Raw genomic sequence first — 16,211 nt, 5'->3', positions numbered from 1 at the left:
GTTGCTTAAGTGGTGGGCATGACTTCCACCGATCCCCTCCGCGTCGCTCTCGTCGGCTACGGCCTGGCGGGTTCCGTCTTCCACGCCCCGCTGATCGCGGCGACCGAGGGCCTGGTGCTCGACACGGTCGTCACGTCGAACGAGGAGCGCCGGGCGCAGGCCCGCACCGAGTTCCCCGCCGTCCGCTTCGCCGACTCGCCCGAGGAGCTGTGGGCGCGCGCCGACGAGCTGGACCTCGTCGTGATCGCGACCCCGAACAAGACGCACGTCCCGGTCGCGAAGGCCGCCCTGGCGGCCGGGCTGCCGGTCGTCGTCGACAAGCCGATCGCGGGTACGGCCGCCGAGGCGCGCGAGCTGGCCGCGCTCGCCGAGGAGAGCGGGCTGCTGCTCTCGGTCTTCCAGAACCGCCGCTGGGACAACGACTTCCTGACGATCGCCCGGCTGATGGCCGACGGCGAGCTCGGCTCGGTGCAGCGCTTCGAGTCCCGGTTCGAGCGGTGGCGCCCGCAGCTGAAGGGCGGCTGGCGCGAGTCGGGCGACCCGCAGGAGATCGGCGGGCTCCTCTACGACCTGGGCAGCCACATCGTCGACCAGGCGCTGGTCCTGTTCGGCCCGGCCGTGCAGGTGTACGCCGAGTCGGACGCCCGCCGCCCCGGCGCCGCGACCGACGACGACACCTTCATCGCGATCACCCACGAGAGCGGCGTCCGCTCGCACCTGTACGCCAGCGCCACCACCGCCCAGCTCGGCCCGCGCTTCCGGGTGCTGGGCCAGCAGGCCGGTTACGTGAAGTACGGCCTGGACCCGCAGGAGGCGGCGCTGCGCGAGGGCCGCCGTCCCGGTGCCGGCCAGGAGCCGTGGGGCGAGGAGCCCGAGGGCCTGTGGGGCCGGCTCGGCTCGGGCGAGTCGCCGCTGACCGGCGGCGGTGTCCCGGTCCGTACGCTGCCCGGTGACTACCCGGCGTACTACGCGGCCGTCGCCGCCGCCCTGCGCGGCACCGGCGAGAACCCGGTCACCGCCCTGGAGGCGGCCGCCGCCCTGGACGTACTGGAGGCGGCCCGCCGCTCCGCGCAGGAGGGCGTCTCCGTCACCCTGGTCCCGCAGCCGGGCGCCCACCCCGCGCAGCCCACCGGCACGCCGGCCGCGAAGGAGGCGCGGGCATGAGCAGCCGCCCCGACGCGCCGACCGTCTCCGAACTGCTCGCCCAGGAGCGCCGGCTGACCCTGCCCCGCTTCGGGTACGAGGACGCGTACGCCCTCGGCACCCTGCTGGTCCGGCTGGCCCGCGAGCGCAACGCCCCGGTCGCCATCGACATCCGGCGCGGCCCGCAGCAGCTGTTCCACGTCGCGCTCCCGGGCTCCAGCGCCGACAACGACGCCTGGATCGACCGCAAGCGCAAGGTCGTGGAGCGGTACGGCGAGAGCTCCTACCTGGTGGGCACCCGCTTCCGTGCGAAGGGCACCACCTTCGAGGACTCGTCCCGCCTGCCGCTGGGCACGTACGCCGCGCACGGCGGCTCGTTCCCGATCACCGTCGACGGAGCGGGCGTCATCGGCACCGTCACCGTCTCGGGCCTCCCCCAGGCCGAGGACCACGCCCTGGTGGTCCAGGCACTGGAGGAGTTCCTGGCCACGCTGGAAGGCTGACCCGGACCCGCACCCGTACATACGTCCCGGGGGCCCCGCGCATCGACATCCGCGCGGGGCCCCCGGGGCGTTCGTACGACGTGTTACGCGTCCTTCAGCACCTGGCGCTGGCGTCCCAGGCCCTCGATCTCCAGCTCGACGACGTCGCCCGCCCGCAGGTACGGCTTCGGGTCCGGGTGGCCCATCGCGACGCCCGCCGGGGTGCCCGTGTTGATCACGTCGCCCGGGTAGAGGGTCATGAAGTGGCTGAGGTAGCGCACGACCTCGCCGACCGGGAAGATCTGCTCGGCGGTGGTGCCGTCCTGCTTCAGCTCGCCGTTGACCCAGAGCTTCAGCTCCAGCGCCTGCGGGTCCGGGATCTCGTCGGCGGTCACGAACCAGGGGCCGAGCGGGTTGAAGGTCTCGCAGTTCTTGCCCTTGTCCCAGGTTCCGCCGCGCTCGATCTGGAACTCGCGCTCGGAGACGTCGTGCGCCGTGGCGTATCCGGCGACGTGCTCCAGCGCCTCCTCGGCCGAGTCGAGGTAGCGGGCGGTGCGGCCGATGACGACCGCGAGCTCGACCTCCCAGTCGGTCTTCACGCTGTTGCGCGGGACGAGGACGGTGTCCTCGGGGCCGACGACCGTGTCGGGCGCCTTGAAGAAGAGGATCGGCTCCGCGGGGATCTCCGCGCCGGTCTCCTTCGCGTGGTCGTGGTAGTTCAGCCCGATGCAGATGATCTTGCCGATGCGGGTGAGCGGCGCCCCGGTCCGCAGCCCGGCCGGGTCCAGCTCGGGCAGCGAGGCGGGGTCGGCCGCGGCGGCGCGCACCCGGTCGAGCCCGTGCTCGTCGGCGAGCAGCGCACTGTCGATGTCGGGGACGACCCCCGACAGGTCGCGCAGTGTTCCGTCCTCCGCGAGCAGAGCCGGACGCTCCGCTCCCGCCGTGCCGACTCGAAGCAACTTCACGGGTGCCACTCCCTGGGTAGAGATTCCTGGGCAGAGATGCCCGGGTGGAGATTCCTGGTGGAGATTCCTGGGTGGAGAGGGGTACCGGCCCGACGGGGTGCGGCCGGCCGGTAGCCGGAACCCGCACCCGCGCAGCCCGTCCTCACCTGTCCAGACTGCAAGACATCCGATCACTTGGCAAGGCACGCTCAGCCCCTGGACGCATCCAGGACCCACATAATCCCAGGCAGAGAGCGTTTTAGCGGGTCAGACGATGGAGGCCATCGCCGCACCGGCGGCAGGCGCGTCGCGGTAGAGGTAGGCCCTTTCGATCGCGGTCCAGGTGGTGCTGGTGACGACGTACAGGGCCGCCGCGAGCGGCACCACGGCCACGGTGAAGAGGGTGAAGAACGACATCAGCGGCATCACCTTCGCCATCGCGCCCATGCCCGGTACAGGCTGGCCGTCGGGGCCGGTCGTGGGGGTCACCGGGTTGAGGGCCATCTGACGCTTGGTACGCCGGTAGTTGAAGGTGGCCACGGTCGCGACGATCACGAAGAGGCCGAGGTAGACCAGCCCCTGGCCGCCGAAGAGGCCGCCCTCGGCGAGGGCGTGGTGCCAGCGCTCGCCGAGCGGCGCCCCGAAGAGCTGGTGGCCGAGGAGTTCGTTGGCCTCGCCGCCGATCCGCGTGGAGGAGAAGAGGTGGTACAGCAGGAAGAACGCGGGCATCTGGAAGAGGCTCGGCAGGCAGCCGGAGAGCGGCGAGACCTGCTCCTCCTTGTGCAGTTCCATGAGCGCCTTCTGCATGCGCTCGGGGTTCTTGCCATGCTTCTTGCGCAGCTCGGCGATCTGCGGCTGGAGGCGCGTACGGGCCTTCTGCCCGCGCGCGGCGGCCCGCGACAGGGGGTGCACGGCGAGCCGTACGAGCGCGGTGAACAGGATGATCGCCGCGGCGGCGGACGCCGACTGGAACAGCGGGTGGAGCAGGTCGGCGAACGCGCCGACCAGGCTCGCGAAAGCGGACATGAACGCGGACATGGGGAGCCCTCCGAGGGGTCTCGTCGTGCCGGTGAAGTACGGAGTCGGAACGCGGGGCGTTCGGCGCGGGCACGGTGGCGTGCCGGCGCGCGCGGGTACGGACGCGGCGCGTGGACTTCGTACGGGATCGGCAGGACGGCGCCCGTGGAGGGGCGCGTCGGTGTCGGGTCCGAGGGGGCGAGAGCCTTACGCGGCGGCCGTGCGGAGAACGGCACGCCCGGGTGCGCGGGGGCGGGTACGCCCCTTGGCGTCGGGGTCCCGCTGCGGCAGGAACGCCGTACGGTGCCGGCGGTCCCGCAGCGCGGTGCGGACCCGCGTCCGGGGCACGGGGACGGCGCAGCGCGCGCTGATCACCGAGCAGGCGAGGAGCGCGGAGCCCGCCGCGGCGGTGGCGGCGAGCGCGACGGCGGCGGAGAGGTTGCCGCCCTCGGTGAGGAGGATCTCGGTGACGAAGAGGAGCAGCAGACCCGCGGGCCTGAGCAGGCGCGCGAAGGAACCGCGGAGGCGCCCGGTGTACGGGTTCGTGCGCGCGTACGCCTCGCCCATGGCTCCTCCTGTTCCGCCGCTCGTGCCGTTCACGTCACTCGTGTTTCCGGTCCGCCGCCGGGCTCTTGCCGGTCGTGGACCTCTCCAGCCGTTATACACGATGGCCTGGATCACACCGGGCGGTCCAAGGCCGCCCCTCGGCGGCTCAGACGGCCGTCGCCTCGGCCGCCGGCTCGATCTCGTCGCGGGCGAGCACCTCGTCGTCCGGCCGCTCGTCCCGGTCCCGCGGCCCCGCGTACGTCACCGCCAGCGCGACCGCCAGGTTGGCCGCCAGCGCGACGAGCCCGGCGTTCACGCCCCACACCGGGTCGTTCCCGTTGAAGACGAGCACACAGACCACGGCGACGCCGACCGCGAGCCCGCTGAACGCCCCGGTGAAGGTGAGCCGCCGCCACACCAGCGCCAGCAGCACCATCGGCAGCAGCTGCGCCATCCCCTCGTACGAGATGAGCGAGAGCCGCACGAGGGTGTTGGGCGCGGTGTAGGTGAGGAGCAGCGCGAGCCCGCCGGCCACCACGACCACGATCTGCGCCGCGCCCTTCTGCCGCTGCTGCCAGCGGGGAACGAGCGAGAGCACGCTGCGCCCCCACATCGTGCCGATGACCAGCATGAACACGGCCATGGGCACGATCGAGGAGAGCGCGGCTGCGACCCCGATGACGCCGACCGCCCAGGCCGGCAGCGAGTCGGTGACGAGCTTGAAGAGGGCGAGGTTCGAGTCCGCCCCGACCAGTCCCGGTACGACGAACAGCGCGGCCATGCCGAGCAGCATCGGGACGAAGAGCAGGACGTTGTAGGCGGGCAGCCACATGGCGTTCCGCCGCAGGACGTCCGCGTTCCGGGCACCGAGGTACCCGGCGACGGTGGTCGGGAAGATCACCACGGTGAGCGAGTTCAGGAACGACGTACTGATGAACCACGCCTCGCCGAGCCCGCTGTCCCCGTGCCCCGGGAACGTCAGCCACTCGCTCTTCTCGGAGACGAGCCGGTCCAGGAAGGGTCCGTACCCGTCGAAGTAGTGGGCCGGTACGTAGAACGCGAGGAAACCGAGGGTCCCGATGACCATGGCGTCCTTCAGCACCGACACCCAGGCGCTGCCGCGCAGCCCGCTGACGACGACGAAGCCGGTGGTGACGGCGAAGGCGATGAAGTAGGCCCAGTTCAGGCTGATCGCGCCGTAGGAGATCGTCGAGACGACCACACCCATGCCGGTGATCTGGAGCTGGATGTACGGCAGCAGGAAGACGGTCGCGAGGACGGCGACGAGCGCGCCGAGCCAGGGCCGCCGGAAGCGGTGGGCGACCATGTCGGTGATCCCGACCAGGCCGTGCCGGCGCGCGTACCCCCAGAGAGTGGGGCCGACCAGGTACCCGAGGGCGTACCCGCAGGACATGTACGCGACGACGTACAGCACGGGCGCGCCGTAGTTGTAGCCCCAGCCGGCGGCGCCGAGGTAGCTGAAGCTGGTGTAGCCCTCGCCCGCCATCAGCACCCAGATGAAGACGGCCCCGAGGCTCCGTCCGCCCACGGACCACTCGGCCAGCCCGCCCCCTCCGCCACCGCGCCCACGCAGGGCGAGAAGCCCGAGCGCGACGGTGAGCACCATGAAGCCGGCGAAGACGGAGGTGGCGACGACGGCGTTCACCGGCGGTCCCCCCGCCGGGTCAGCCAGACGGCCACGGGCGTCAGCAGGGTCGCGCCGAGCATCCAGAGGAAGAGGAACGGCAGCCCGAACACGACGGGCTCCACCCGGTTCACCCACGGCAGGGCCCCCAGGTACAACACGTACGGGACCAGCAACCACCACACCTGCGGACGTCTTCTCAGCACTCGGGGACTTTACCGCCGCCCGCCCCCGCCCCCGGGGCCGCGCCTCGCCCCCGGGGGCCGCGCCTCGCCGCGTCCGAGCGGGAGGCGGAGCCGCGGGACGGCGAAAGCCGGGGCCCGGGGGCGTACCGGTGAACGCGCGCACCCCTGTGTCCTGGCGCACCCCGCCCCCTCTCGCCGGTCGCTCCCGCGGGCCCACCTCCGCGCAGTACCGTGTGGGACATGCGCCCCGACACGCCTGCCGAGCACATCACCGAAGCCGAGCGACTGCTGCGCACCGCGGTGCGCTACCCGGAGGACCGCGAACCGCTGCTCCTCCAGGCCGCGGCCCATCTGGAACTCGCCGGCGAGCGCGCCCGCGCCGCGACCCTCTACGACGACCTGCTCACCGCTGACGGCGACCCCGCCGAGGACCCCCACCTGGTGAAGGCCCTCAAGGCCGCCAACCTCTGGGAGTACGGGCACGAGGCCGAGGCCCGCGCGATCATCGACGGCCTGCGCGTCGCGGCCCCCCGCGCGGCGGCCCCGTGGACGATCGCCGCGGAGACCCTGGAGGCGCACGACGAGCTGGAGGCCGCCCACGACCTCTTCTCGGCCGCGCTGGAACTGCTGCTGACGCCGGGCGAGGAAGTCCCGTACGCCACCCAGTCCCTGCTCACCGGCCGCCACCGCGTCCGCCGCCTGCGCGGCTCGGACCACGACGACTGGGACCAGCTGGCCGACACCCTGCACACGGCCGAGGTCCCGCTCGACGAACTGCACGACCCGAAGCGGCTCTGGTCCCTCGGCTCCTCGGACCCGGGCGAGCTGAAGGCGGAGATCACCCGCCTCCGCGCCGAACTGGGCGTCTACCGCACGGCCCTCTCCCGCCCCTTCCCGGTCGCCGTCCTGCACTGGCCCGCGAACGAGCTGGCCGAACTCCTCGCCGCGTACCCGCCCCTGGCAGCCGAGTACCCCGACCACCCCGGCCACCTGACCGCCGTGGAGACCGCCCTCCGCGACCTCCACACGGCCGGCACCGCGAACCTCGGCATCGTCACCGGCACCATCCCCTCCTACGAGGCCTTCGCCGCCTCCGAGGCCACCTCCCCCGCCGACCCCAACCTCCTCCCCCTCTACGCCACCACCCTCGCCGCCCGAGGCCGAGCCCTCCCCTGGCCCCCGGCCCGCTCGGCGGCCTGCTGGTGCGGGTCGGGGGACGTGTACCGGGAGTGCCACGGGGCGGGGTGAGGCAAGGCGTACTCGAGCGCGTGGAGCGCGCCGGAGTGCGCGTCGGCGTGGCCCCCGGCCCTACGGGGTCGCGCCGACTGCCCCACAATGGAGGTGTGTCCGACGCGATTCCCTCCTCCCAGGCAGTCTCCGCACGCATGAGCCGCCAGGGGTCCCGCGACACCGCTCCCGAGATCGCGGTGCGAAAAATGCTGCACGCTGCCGGCTTCCGCTACCGCGTCAACGTAGCCGTGCCCGGGATGCCCCGCCGGACCATGGACATAGGGTTCACACGCCTCCGGGTCGCCGTCTTCATGGACGGCTGCTTCTGGCACGGCTGTCCTGAGCACGGCACCAGCCCGAAATCCAATGCCGAGTGGTGGCGGACCAAGCTCGACACAAACATGGCACGGGACCTGGAGACGAGCGCCCATCTCGAAGCGCTGGGTTGGACGGTTCTCCGTTTCTGGGAACACCAACCCCCCGCAGAGGTCACCGCACGGATCGCCGACGCGGTGAGGAGTCCACGCACCGACGGAATGCGCCCCTGACCGCGACGACGAATCGACACGGTTCCCAGTCGGAACGCGGGCTGCGTGCCGCCCGAGCCCCGAACGATCGAGTCCGTCGATCCTGCGCCTCGGTTCAACTTGAATCAAGGCCTGGAATCGCTCGTGAAGAACCGGTGCAGCCAATAGAGTGACGATCTGCATGCATCCCGCATATGCCTCTGGGCGACGCGGTGGCTCGCAGACACCTCACCGCACAGGACGAACGGGGGCGGCTCTCATGCCCGATGGCATCGACGACATGTACGAAACGTTTAAAGCGCTGCTGGACACCTTCCCGCCTTCCGAGGCGGTCAAGCGACTCGAGCAATTCGGGATCGACACCGACGTCATCGAACAGATTCGTGAACGCCATGAGAGCGAAGCCCTGCGCATCAAGGAGCTTGAGGAGCCACTCGCGGTTGTTCGGGACAATCGCATCACCTGGTACACCGGCCCACAGCCCAAGGACAAGTGCTGGCCGTCGATCGTGGAGCTCCTCCATAAGGACGGTTGGGCCGAGGAGCCGATCCGTAGCCTGGACGACTCCTCCAGCCGGGTCGTGTCGCTCCTGAACCACCCGAAGGAGAAGGCGTTCTCCACCCGGGGGCTCGTGGTCGGGTACGTGCAGTCCGGGAAGACCACCAACTTCACCTCTGTCATGGCGAAGGCAGCCGACCGAGGGTACAAACTGTTCATCGTCCTCGCCGGAGTCCACAATGGGCTGCGACGCCAGACCCAGGCGCGACTGGTCCAACAACTCGTGGAGCCGAATCCCTCCCTCTGGTCACAACTAACCGGGCTGGAAAAGGATTTCACTCCCCACGAGAATCCTGCTTCCTACTTCGGCAAGAACAACAGGACGCACGTCCTCTGCGTGGTCAAGAAGAACGCGACGGTCCTCCGCAAACTCGCCACCTGGCTCGCCGAGGCGTCGGACTACCTGGACGGCTGCCCGGCCCTCATCATCGACGACGAGGCCGACCAGGCCACAGTGGCCACCGCGTCGATCAACCCGTTGATCCTGAGCCTCATGGCCAACCTGCCCCGCTCCGCGTACGTGGGTTACACCGCCTCGCCCTTCGCCAATCTCCTGATCGACCCGAGCGCCGAGAACCTCTATCCGAAGGACTTCATCGTCAACCTGCCCAAGCCGCAGGGGCACTTCGGCACAGAGATCCTCTTCGGGCGCTACGCCCTGGACGGCGAGGACCCCGAGGAACTCGACGACGGACACGACATGATCCGTTCGATTCCCAGGACGGACGTCTCGGCCGTCCGTCCCGACACGCGCGCGGACGTCGAGGATTTCGCGCCCGTGATCACCGACTCCCTGCGTCGATCGGTCGAGTACTTCTGGATGGTCACCGCAGCGCGGCGGGTCCGCGGACGAGGCAACCCTCACAACACGATGCTGATCCACACCAGCGTCAACACGACGGTGCACAACAGCTTCCGAATGCCGCTCGAACGCCTGCGCCGCCGGACCGCCGAAGCCCTGGCCGAGCCTGGACTTCGGGGCGAGCTGCGAAGCCTGTGGAACGAGGAGACCGCACGCGTCCCCGCGGCAGACTTCGGGGAGCGCACGGTGAGCTTCGACCAGCTTGCCGTCGAGCTGCCGGCTGTGCTCCACGATTGCCGCATCATCATGGACAACTCCAGCAGCCAGGACCGCCTCGACTACGAGAACGGGCCCGTCACCGCAATAGCTGTCGGGGGCAACACGCTCTCCCGCGGCCTTACGTTGGAAGGTCTGTCCGTCAGCTACTTCGTCCGCTCGGTGTCCGCCTACGACACGCTCCTCCAGATGGGGCGGTGGTTCGGCTTCCGCAACGGCTACGCCGACCTACCCCGTATCTGGATGACGGACGAACTGGCCGAATGGTTCAGGCATCTCGCCACGGTCGAGACGGAAATGCGGAGAGACATCGACGTCTACATGACCGAAGCTGAGACCCCTCTCACCTTCGCGGTCCGTCTGCGTACGCACCCTGCCCTTCGCGTAACAGCCGCGGCCAAGATGAGCGATGCGGTTACCGCCGCTTCCTCCTACGGAGGAAAGCGGCTCCAGACCCACTTCTTCCACACCGATGCCGAATGGCTGGAAGGGAACATCCGGGCTGCACGGGATCTCACCGCAGTGGCCGTCTCCCAGGCCGAGCGCATCGAGGACCGCCGGGCGTCGGGCCGGTACGTGCTTCGCGGGGTCCCGCACACGGTGGTGACATCGTTCCTGTCGTCCTACCGCTTCCATGAGAGGTCGCCGGAGAACGACGCGGCTCTCATCAGCGACTACGTGCGCAAGCGTGTCGCGGCACAGTCGCTGCGAAAGTGGAACATCGCGATCGTCGGCACCCCTGCGGGCCGGGGGGAGGACTTCGAGTTCGCGCCGGGAGTCTCCGTGGGCAGGGCCAACCGCGCCCGCCTCGACACCGCGAACGCGACACCGCATTTCGCCGATATCAAGACCCTCATGAGCCGCCGTGATGCCGCGGTGGACCTGTCGGGCGACACGGAAGGGCTGACGGAAAAGGAGATCACCGACGAGCGGCGGAGGCAACTGCCCGACACGGGACTTCTTGTGCTCTATCCGATCGACAAGGTCTCCGCCCCGCACCCCTCCAAGAAGCTCCGTGCACCGTTGAACGCGGAGGCCCACGTCATCGGAGTCGGCCTCGTGTTCCCGAAGCCGGGAGACGGTGACAGCGAGGTGAGGGGCTACATCTCTGCCGACCTGTCCAACGTGACAATCGAGGAGGAGGACTTCAGCGCCCTGGAGCGTGAGGACGCATGAGCGCCGGCATCCTGCGGAATGCCGTGGCGGGTTCCTGGAACTCCTTGGAGGCCGCCAGGGCCAGTGACGCACGCCGACTGCGCGTCGTGCCCCTGCCGGTGGAGACGGAACAGGGGTCGCTCGTAGCCGGCGTCGACCACGACGGCCGTCGCCATCTCCTGATCCCCGTACCCGCACACGTCAAGGTGCGCAGCGGCTTGGACGGCCCGGTCCTCCGGCTTGTCGCCCGCCCGTTGGAGGACGAGACCACGTATCAGATGTACGCGGATCTCTCCTGTCCGCACGATGACTTCGTCGATCTGTTCATGGGCCTGTGCATCGACGTGTGCGACGCCGTGGCCGAGGTACCGGCCAACCCGCTCAAGGCGCTACACGCGGTACTCGACCACTGGAAGGCGCTGTTCCGAGAACAGAAGGTCGGACTGGGCGCGGAGCAGATCGTGGGACTCTACGGTGAACTGCTCGTACTGGAACGTCTCCTCCGGCGCGACGCCGGCGCACACCGTCTCTGGTCCGGACCCCGCGGTCATCGTCACGACTTCGACGCCGGAACCCATGCGATAGAGGTCAAATCCAGCTCTTCGGCGAAGGAGCGCAGGCCTCGCATCCATGGGCTGGAACAGTTGGAGGTTCCCGAGAATGGAGCCCTCTGGCTCACGTGGTTCCGTCTCCGTAGTAGCGATGCCCAGGGCTCCGGTCCGTCACTGGTGGAGCTCGTCGATCGCGTGCTGAATCTGTGCGACGACGTTTCCGCAGTCCACGAACTCCTCGCCAGAGCCGGTTTCCATCGGAGCGACAAGCGCTATGACAACGCCCGATTCGTGGTGGACGAGGAGCGGTGGTACCGCGTCGGTCCCGGATTCCCGGGCCTCACACGGGCAGCACTCGTATCCGCCGATGTGCCGATATCGGTCCTGGACGTCGAGTACACGATCGACCTGTCCGGTGACCTGCCGCATCCTCTTCGAGCGGACGAGCTGCCCGGGGTGATCCACCGCATGATCCAGGAGTCCGTGTGACAGCGCCACGTTGGTACTCGCAGCCCTACCCCCCGGAGGGGGCGAGCGCCGCCGAGGGGATCCGCAACCAGTTGGGACGACCGGCACTGGACTCCCTGACCATCCTGGTCCGCGAGTCGGCGCAGAACAGTTGGGATGCGCGACTCGACTCCGCCCAGCCGGTCGACTATCGCCTCGACCTCTGGACCGTGGGGCCCGCCCATGCCGTCGCCTGGCGCGACCTGCTGCTGACGGGTGCCCCCACCGATCGCAGCCACTTCCCTCTCCGGGAGGTCCTCAGGCAGCCGACGATCCGTGTACTCGCTGTCTCGGACCGCGGCACCCGCGGGCTGGGAGGACCCACGAGAGCGGACACGTTCGCGACCGAGCGGGACTTCGTGTCCTTCATACGCAACATCGGCGAGCCCCGGGACAAGGCCCTGGGCGGTGGGACCTACGGGTTCGGCAAGGGCATCTTCTACATGCTTTCCGGCCCCGGGACCATCGTCGTCCATTCACGCTGCCGGACTCCGTCCGGCGGTTACGAGACGCGTCTCATCGGCTGCACCCTCTGGGAGAGCTACGGCATCGAGACGGAGACCGGCAGTCGTCACTACACAGGTCGCCACTGGTGGGGTGACACGTCCGGAGACGTTGTCGAACCGTTGACGAACCAGGAGGCGGACACCGTCGCCCACCGTCTCGGTCTGCACCCCTTCGGGCCGGAGCAGACCGGAACCACGATCGTCGTTGTGGATCCCCGACTGGACGGGCTCACACCGGTCGAGGCGACCGAATACCTGGCCGAGACGGTCGCCTGGCACCTCTGGCCGAAGATGATCTCCACCGATGCACGTCCGGCGGGCATGCGCTTCTCCCTGACGTGCGACGGAGTGGAATACCCGGTCCCCGATCCCCGATCGACTCGTCCCCTCAACATGTTCGTATCCGCGTACGAGAAATTGGAAGGGGAGAAGGGGCTTCGGCTCTCCTGCCGGAGTCCCAAACGCTTCCTGGGCATGCTGGGGCTCGAGAAACGCGTCATGCCTCGGCTGGAACCGAGTCGCGCCTCGCGCATGGTGGACATCGAGGACGTCGTCCACCACGTATGTCTGATGCGCCCCGCCGAGTTGGTCGTCACGTACCGGCCGGGCCCGAAGCCCCCCAGTGTGAATCAGGGGTACGCCGGTGTCTTCAGGGCCGACGAGTCGATGGACGAGATCTACGCAAGAGCCGAACCACCCACCCACGACGCGTGGAATCCTCAGACTCTGGAGAAACCGGGCAGCACGTTCGTCCAGACCACCTTCCGCCGCATCCACGAGGCTCTGGAGGATCTGCTCTCCCTGGACGGCTCGGCCCGCGCGGGTTCCAGCAGCGTTGCACTAGGTGCCGCCAGTTCCCTCTTCTCGGGCCTGGTGGGCGGCACCTGGGGCATCGGGGGAGCGACCGCCTACACCGAACCGGGCAGTACCAGCGGGGGACGCCGCCGGAAGCCGACCCCCCGGGGCGCCGACCGCCGGGGGCCGAGCGGTTCGGGACCTGGTTCTTCCGCGACCGCTCAAGGGGAGGACCCCATGGGTGGAGGTTCCGCTTCGCCGGCCGGTGCCGCGAGGAGTCGCCCTCGTGTCCAGTACGTCGGCGAGCCCTACTACGAGGAAGGTGCTACGGCGACTCTCCTTGTCCAGGAATTCCGACTGCCCGCGAACGGGAAGCAGCGGGTTCGCGCCGACCTCGCCGTGACGTTGCCCGGCACAGGCGGTCGGGAGACGGACCCGCCCGAGGGAGCCGTGATGCCGGAGCTGGTGGGCTGGGAAGACGGTGACGGCGTGATGCACACCTCAACGAGCTTGGAGATCGAGGGCGGCGACTCCGTCTGGCGTGCCCTGGTTCAGCCGGCCCCGGACACGATGACCGAGATCGACATCAAGGTGGAGGCGGTGAGGGCGGGTGAGTAGGCGTGTCCTTCCCTACCGCACTCCCCCGGCGGACGTCGTCGCCGCCTCCGGTTGGTTTCTGGTGACGGCCGATGGAGACATTCCTCTTCCCGCGGCACTCCCGGACTGGGACTACCGCATGAACCTGCGTGTACGCAGGGACATCCACGTCGACGTCGACCGGGCCCGTGCCGCCACCGGTCTGCCGATCGACGCCGCCCTGGCCGTTTCTGCGGTCTGGACGGCCACAGGATCCGGGCTGAGCGGACCCGCTCAGCATGTGCGACTGCCGGATACGGGAACTGTCCCGGTCACCCTGGACGTGCGCCTGGAGGGCACCGATCTCGGCGGGCTGCTTCTCCTCGACACCGTTTTCGTCCTGGCCGAGCGACGGGTAGGAAATGCTCGCCCGGCCTCGCCGCGACGTGCCGGTTCCGTCCTCTGGAGCGATCGGGCGGCGGTGCGCCTGCAAGGAGACGCACCGCAGTTCCCCATGGCCGTGATCGACTTCGCCCTCACCTCCTTTCCCGAGAACGCGGCGTGGCATCTACAGATCAGCGGAGGCATGGAGAGCGCCACCATGGGAGCTCTTCTCCTCCTGGTCAACGAACAGAACACGGTCACCGCCACCGCATTCGAAAACGCCGCGAGACCCCGCCCCGTCGACCGCGTCGTGCTGTCGGCCGTCTACGCCGACGCCGCCCGCACTCTGGTGGAGCATGCCCTGCGTCACGAGGACTTCGACGAGAAGTCCGACTATCCGGACGACTCCTTGGGCGCCACGCTCCTGAACCTGTTCGATCAGCTCTTCCCCGACCAGCCGATCGCCGACCTACGTCTGAGGAAACTTCAGTCGCCGGCGTTGTTCGCCTCGGACCTGCAGGCGGCAGTCAAGATCTTCGAGGTGTCGTGACCAGCTTCCTCTACCCGCGTCTGCTGCCCGCCCAGGCAAAGCCCCTCTTCGCCGAATACGGCACCTTGGCCGTATCGGAGCTCGCCGAACGTGTGTCCTTCGGTCATGATTCCGCCGTCTACGTCGCCACCGGTGGCGACAGAATCTCGGAGAAAGGGCTCCGAGAACTACGTGACGAAGTCCTCGCGCTCGCTGTCCGAGCGGGTTATCCGGATGCGACGAGTCGCGCTGACAATGCCGGGTTCGACCTGTCCCTCGCGGAACTGCTCCACGCCGGGTCCGGCATGGTGCCCGCCGAGGCCGCGTCGCGGGACGCCTGGGCCTTCCTCGCTCTGATCGTCCTGCCCGACGTGGCCTTCTGGCGGTATCCGAACCCTCCTCGGGACCGTATTCTCGGCACGGACCTCACTCGGCATGTCTTTGGAAGACTGTGGTGGAGGGCACAACTGGTGCGCTCTCCCAAGGAGGAAAAACCCTACGAGGCGCTCAAGGTTCTGGGTGAGGCGGCGTTCGATCAAATCTACGCACGTCGTGCTGCCCTGGGCGGAAGCCCTTATCTCGTGCGGGCGATTCTGAGAGTCTGGAACGATCTCGACCTGCACGGCCTGAACGAGAGGGAAACGCTCCGGGACTTCCTCAAGAGACTGCTACGACTGGCCCCGTTCGTCTCGTTCGACGCCCTCGAGGAAGCGGCCCTCGACGATGAGCTGAGAGCAGTGGCCGAGGAATCCACCGCAGCACGGCGACCGAAGTCCACCGGCACGACGACGCGAAGCGCGGCGTCTCGTGACGTGAACGCCGCTTCGGTGATCGAATCCTCCACTTCGGGCTCGGTGTCCGTCCAGACAGGAGCCCGTAGCTCCGCCGTAGCGGCCGCTCGCCTCCGCTCGGTCGAGATCTGCGCAGGTTCCGGCGCGCAGGCCCTGGGACTGCACCGCGCCGGGTTCACTCCACTCCTCCTGATCGACAGCAAGCCCGACGCCTGCGCGACCATCACCGCCAACCGCCCCGAGTGGGAGGTCGCCTGCATGGATTTGGCGCAGTTCCGTGTCTACGAGAAGCAGGAGGTAATCGGTGTCGACCTTCTGAGCGGCGGCCTGCCCCGGGTCAAGTCGACAGCGACGAATGGACGCGAGGAGGACACCGACGAACGCCGGGTGCTGCGTGCGGCCGTGGATCTGGCCCGAGTCGTCAGACCCAAGGCGGTGTTGCTGGAGAACGTACCCGATCTGGTCGAGAGTCCCGCGTTTGAGGCCGACCGCGCCTGGATGTCAGAGGCTTTGTCCCTGGCCGGGTACACCTGCCGGTGGAACGTCCTCAACGCCGCGGACTTCGGAGTGCCACAGAATCGCCGCAGCGGGTTCCTGGTGGCTCTGCAGGAGCCGTACGCCGGGCGGTTCATGTGGCCGCCGCCGGCGGAAACGGCGCCCCCGACCGTGGGCGAGACCCTCGGGCCCAGCATGTCTGCCCACGGATGGCCCGGCGCGGAACGATGGATCAAGGGTGCCGACCGGACAGCGCCAGCCCTCGTGGGGGGGTCGGAACGTCGCGGCGGAGCGGACCTGGGACCCACCGGCAGCAAGCGCGCGTGGGAGACCCTGGGCATCAACGGCAACAGCCTCGGCGACGAGCCGCCCGGGCCGGATTTCGCAGTCGACGGGCTGCCCAGACTCACTGTGGGACAGGCTGCACTGATTCAGTCGATTCCTTCGGAGTGGGTCTTCGTCGGAGGCAAGACCTCGCGATACCGCCAGATCGGACATGCGATGCCACCCCCTCTCGCAGAGGCGATCGGCCATGCCGTGGCAGCGGCGCTGCAAAGTTAGGATCGC

General features: G+C 69.2%; 14 protein-coding genes. 9 read left to right on the top strand and 5 right to left on the bottom strand.

The features are described from left to right. The first annotated feature begins 18 nt into the window (after positions 1 to 18). Positions 19 to 1,164 (top strand): Gfo/Idh/MocA family oxidoreductase, encoded by a 1,146-nt coding sequence (locus ACWCWD_RS18970; RefSeq protein WP_450773940.1) that lies wholly within the window; start codon positions 19 to 21, stop codon positions 1,162 to 1,164. Next, complete coding sequence (locus ACWCWD_RS18965; RefSeq protein WP_450773939.1) at positions 1,161 to 1,646, top strand: heme-degrading domain-containing protein; 486 nt, start codon at positions 1,161 to 1,163, stop codon at positions 1,644 to 1,646. Before ACWCWD_RS18970 ends, ACWCWD_RS18965 begins: the two co-directional genes overlap by 4 nt. Before the next feature lie 83 nt (positions 1,647 to 1,729). Here the strand turns inward: ACWCWD_RS18965 and ACWCWD_RS18960 are convergent, their stop codons facing one another. From ACWCWD_RS18960 to ACWCWD_RS18940, 5 genes are all read right to left on the bottom strand, one after another. Further along, a complete protein-coding gene (locus tag ACWCWD_RS18960; RefSeq protein WP_450773938.1) occupies positions 1,730 to 2,590 on the bottom strand; it encodes a fumarylacetoacetate hydrolase family protein in 861 nt (286 codons plus the stop codon). A gap of 246 nt (positions 2,591 to 2,836) precedes the next feature. Further along, positions 2,837 to 3,607 carry a YidC/Oxa1 family membrane protein insertase gene (locus ACWCWD_RS18955; RefSeq protein ID WP_450773937.1) on the bottom strand — a complete coding sequence of 257 codons (771 nt, stop codon included), beginning with the start codon at positions 3,605 to 3,607 and terminating at the stop codon, positions 2,837 to 2,839. A gap of 186 nt (positions 3,608 to 3,793) precedes the next feature. Then, a complete protein-coding gene (locus tag ACWCWD_RS18950; protein WP_450773936.1) occupies positions 3,794 to 4,153 on the bottom strand; it encodes a DUF6412 domain-containing protein in 360 nt (119 codons plus the stop codon). Between the two features lie 145 nt (positions 4,154 to 4,298). Continuing rightward, positions 4,299 to 5,798, bottom strand: a complete 1,500-nt coding sequence (locus ACWCWD_RS18945) for a sodium:solute symporter family protein (protein WP_450773935.1) — start codon at positions 5,796 to 5,798, stop codon at positions 4,299 to 4,301. Beyond that, complete coding sequence (locus ACWCWD_RS18940) at positions 5,795 to 5,953, bottom strand: DUF3311 domain-containing protein (protein ID WP_327180007.1); 159 nt, start codon at positions 5,951 to 5,953, stop codon at positions 5,795 to 5,797. Before ACWCWD_RS18940 ends, ACWCWD_RS18945 begins: the two co-directional genes overlap by 4 nt. Positions 5,954 to 6,202: 249 nt before the next feature. Between ACWCWD_RS18940 and ACWCWD_RS18935 the strand changes: the two genes are divergently transcribed. The 7 genes from ACWCWD_RS18935 (at position 6,203) to ACWCWD_RS18905 (ending at position 16,205) form a co-directional block, all read left to right on the top strand. Beyond that, a complete protein-coding gene (locus tag ACWCWD_RS18935) occupies positions 6,203 to 7,210 on the top strand; it encodes an SEC-C metal-binding domain-containing protein (RefSeq protein WP_450773934.1) in 1,008 nt (335 codons plus the stop codon). 137 nt (positions 7,211 to 7,347) lie between these two features. Further along, a complete protein-coding gene (locus tag ACWCWD_RS18930) occupies positions 7,348 to 7,740 on the top strand; it encodes a very short patch repair endonuclease (protein ID WP_450774020.1) in 393 nt (130 codons plus the stop codon). 238 nt (positions 7,741 to 7,978) lie between these two features. After that, complete coding sequence (locus tag ACWCWD_RS18925; protein ID WP_450773933.1) at positions 7,979 to 10,531, top strand: Z1 domain-containing protein; 2,553 nt, start codon at positions 7,979 to 7,981, stop codon at positions 10,529 to 10,531. Then, a complete protein-coding gene (locus tag ACWCWD_RS18920) occupies positions 10,528 to 11,550 on the top strand; it encodes a PD-(D/E)XK motif protein (protein ID WP_450773932.1) in 1,023 nt (340 codons plus the stop codon). Before ACWCWD_RS18925 ends, ACWCWD_RS18920 begins: the two co-directional genes overlap by 4 nt. Continuing rightward, positions 11,547 to 13,487, top strand: coding sequence for a hypothetical protein (locus ACWCWD_RS18915; RefSeq protein ID WP_450773931.1), 1,941 nt, complete (start codon positions 11,547 to 11,549; stop codon positions 13,485 to 13,487). Before ACWCWD_RS18920 ends, ACWCWD_RS18915 begins: the two co-directional genes overlap by 4 nt. 118 nt (positions 13,488 to 13,605) lie before the next feature. After that, positions 13,606 to 14,379, top strand: coding sequence for a hypothetical protein (locus ACWCWD_RS18910; RefSeq protein ID WP_450773930.1), 774 nt, complete (start codon positions 13,606 to 13,608; stop codon positions 14,377 to 14,379). Continuing rightward, positions 14,376 to 16,205, top strand: a complete 1,830-nt coding sequence (locus tag ACWCWD_RS18905) for a DUF6339 family protein (RefSeq protein ID WP_450773929.1) — start codon at positions 14,376 to 14,378, stop codon at positions 16,203 to 16,205. Before ACWCWD_RS18910 ends, ACWCWD_RS18905 begins: the two co-directional genes overlap by 4 nt. Positions 16,206 to 16,211 lie beyond the last annotated feature (6 nt).

The organism is Streptomyces sp. NPDC001493 (assembly GCF_053597235.1).
The sequence above is the reverse complement of the archived record's forward strand: the minus strand, read 5'-3'. Positions and strand labels throughout refer to the sequence as shown.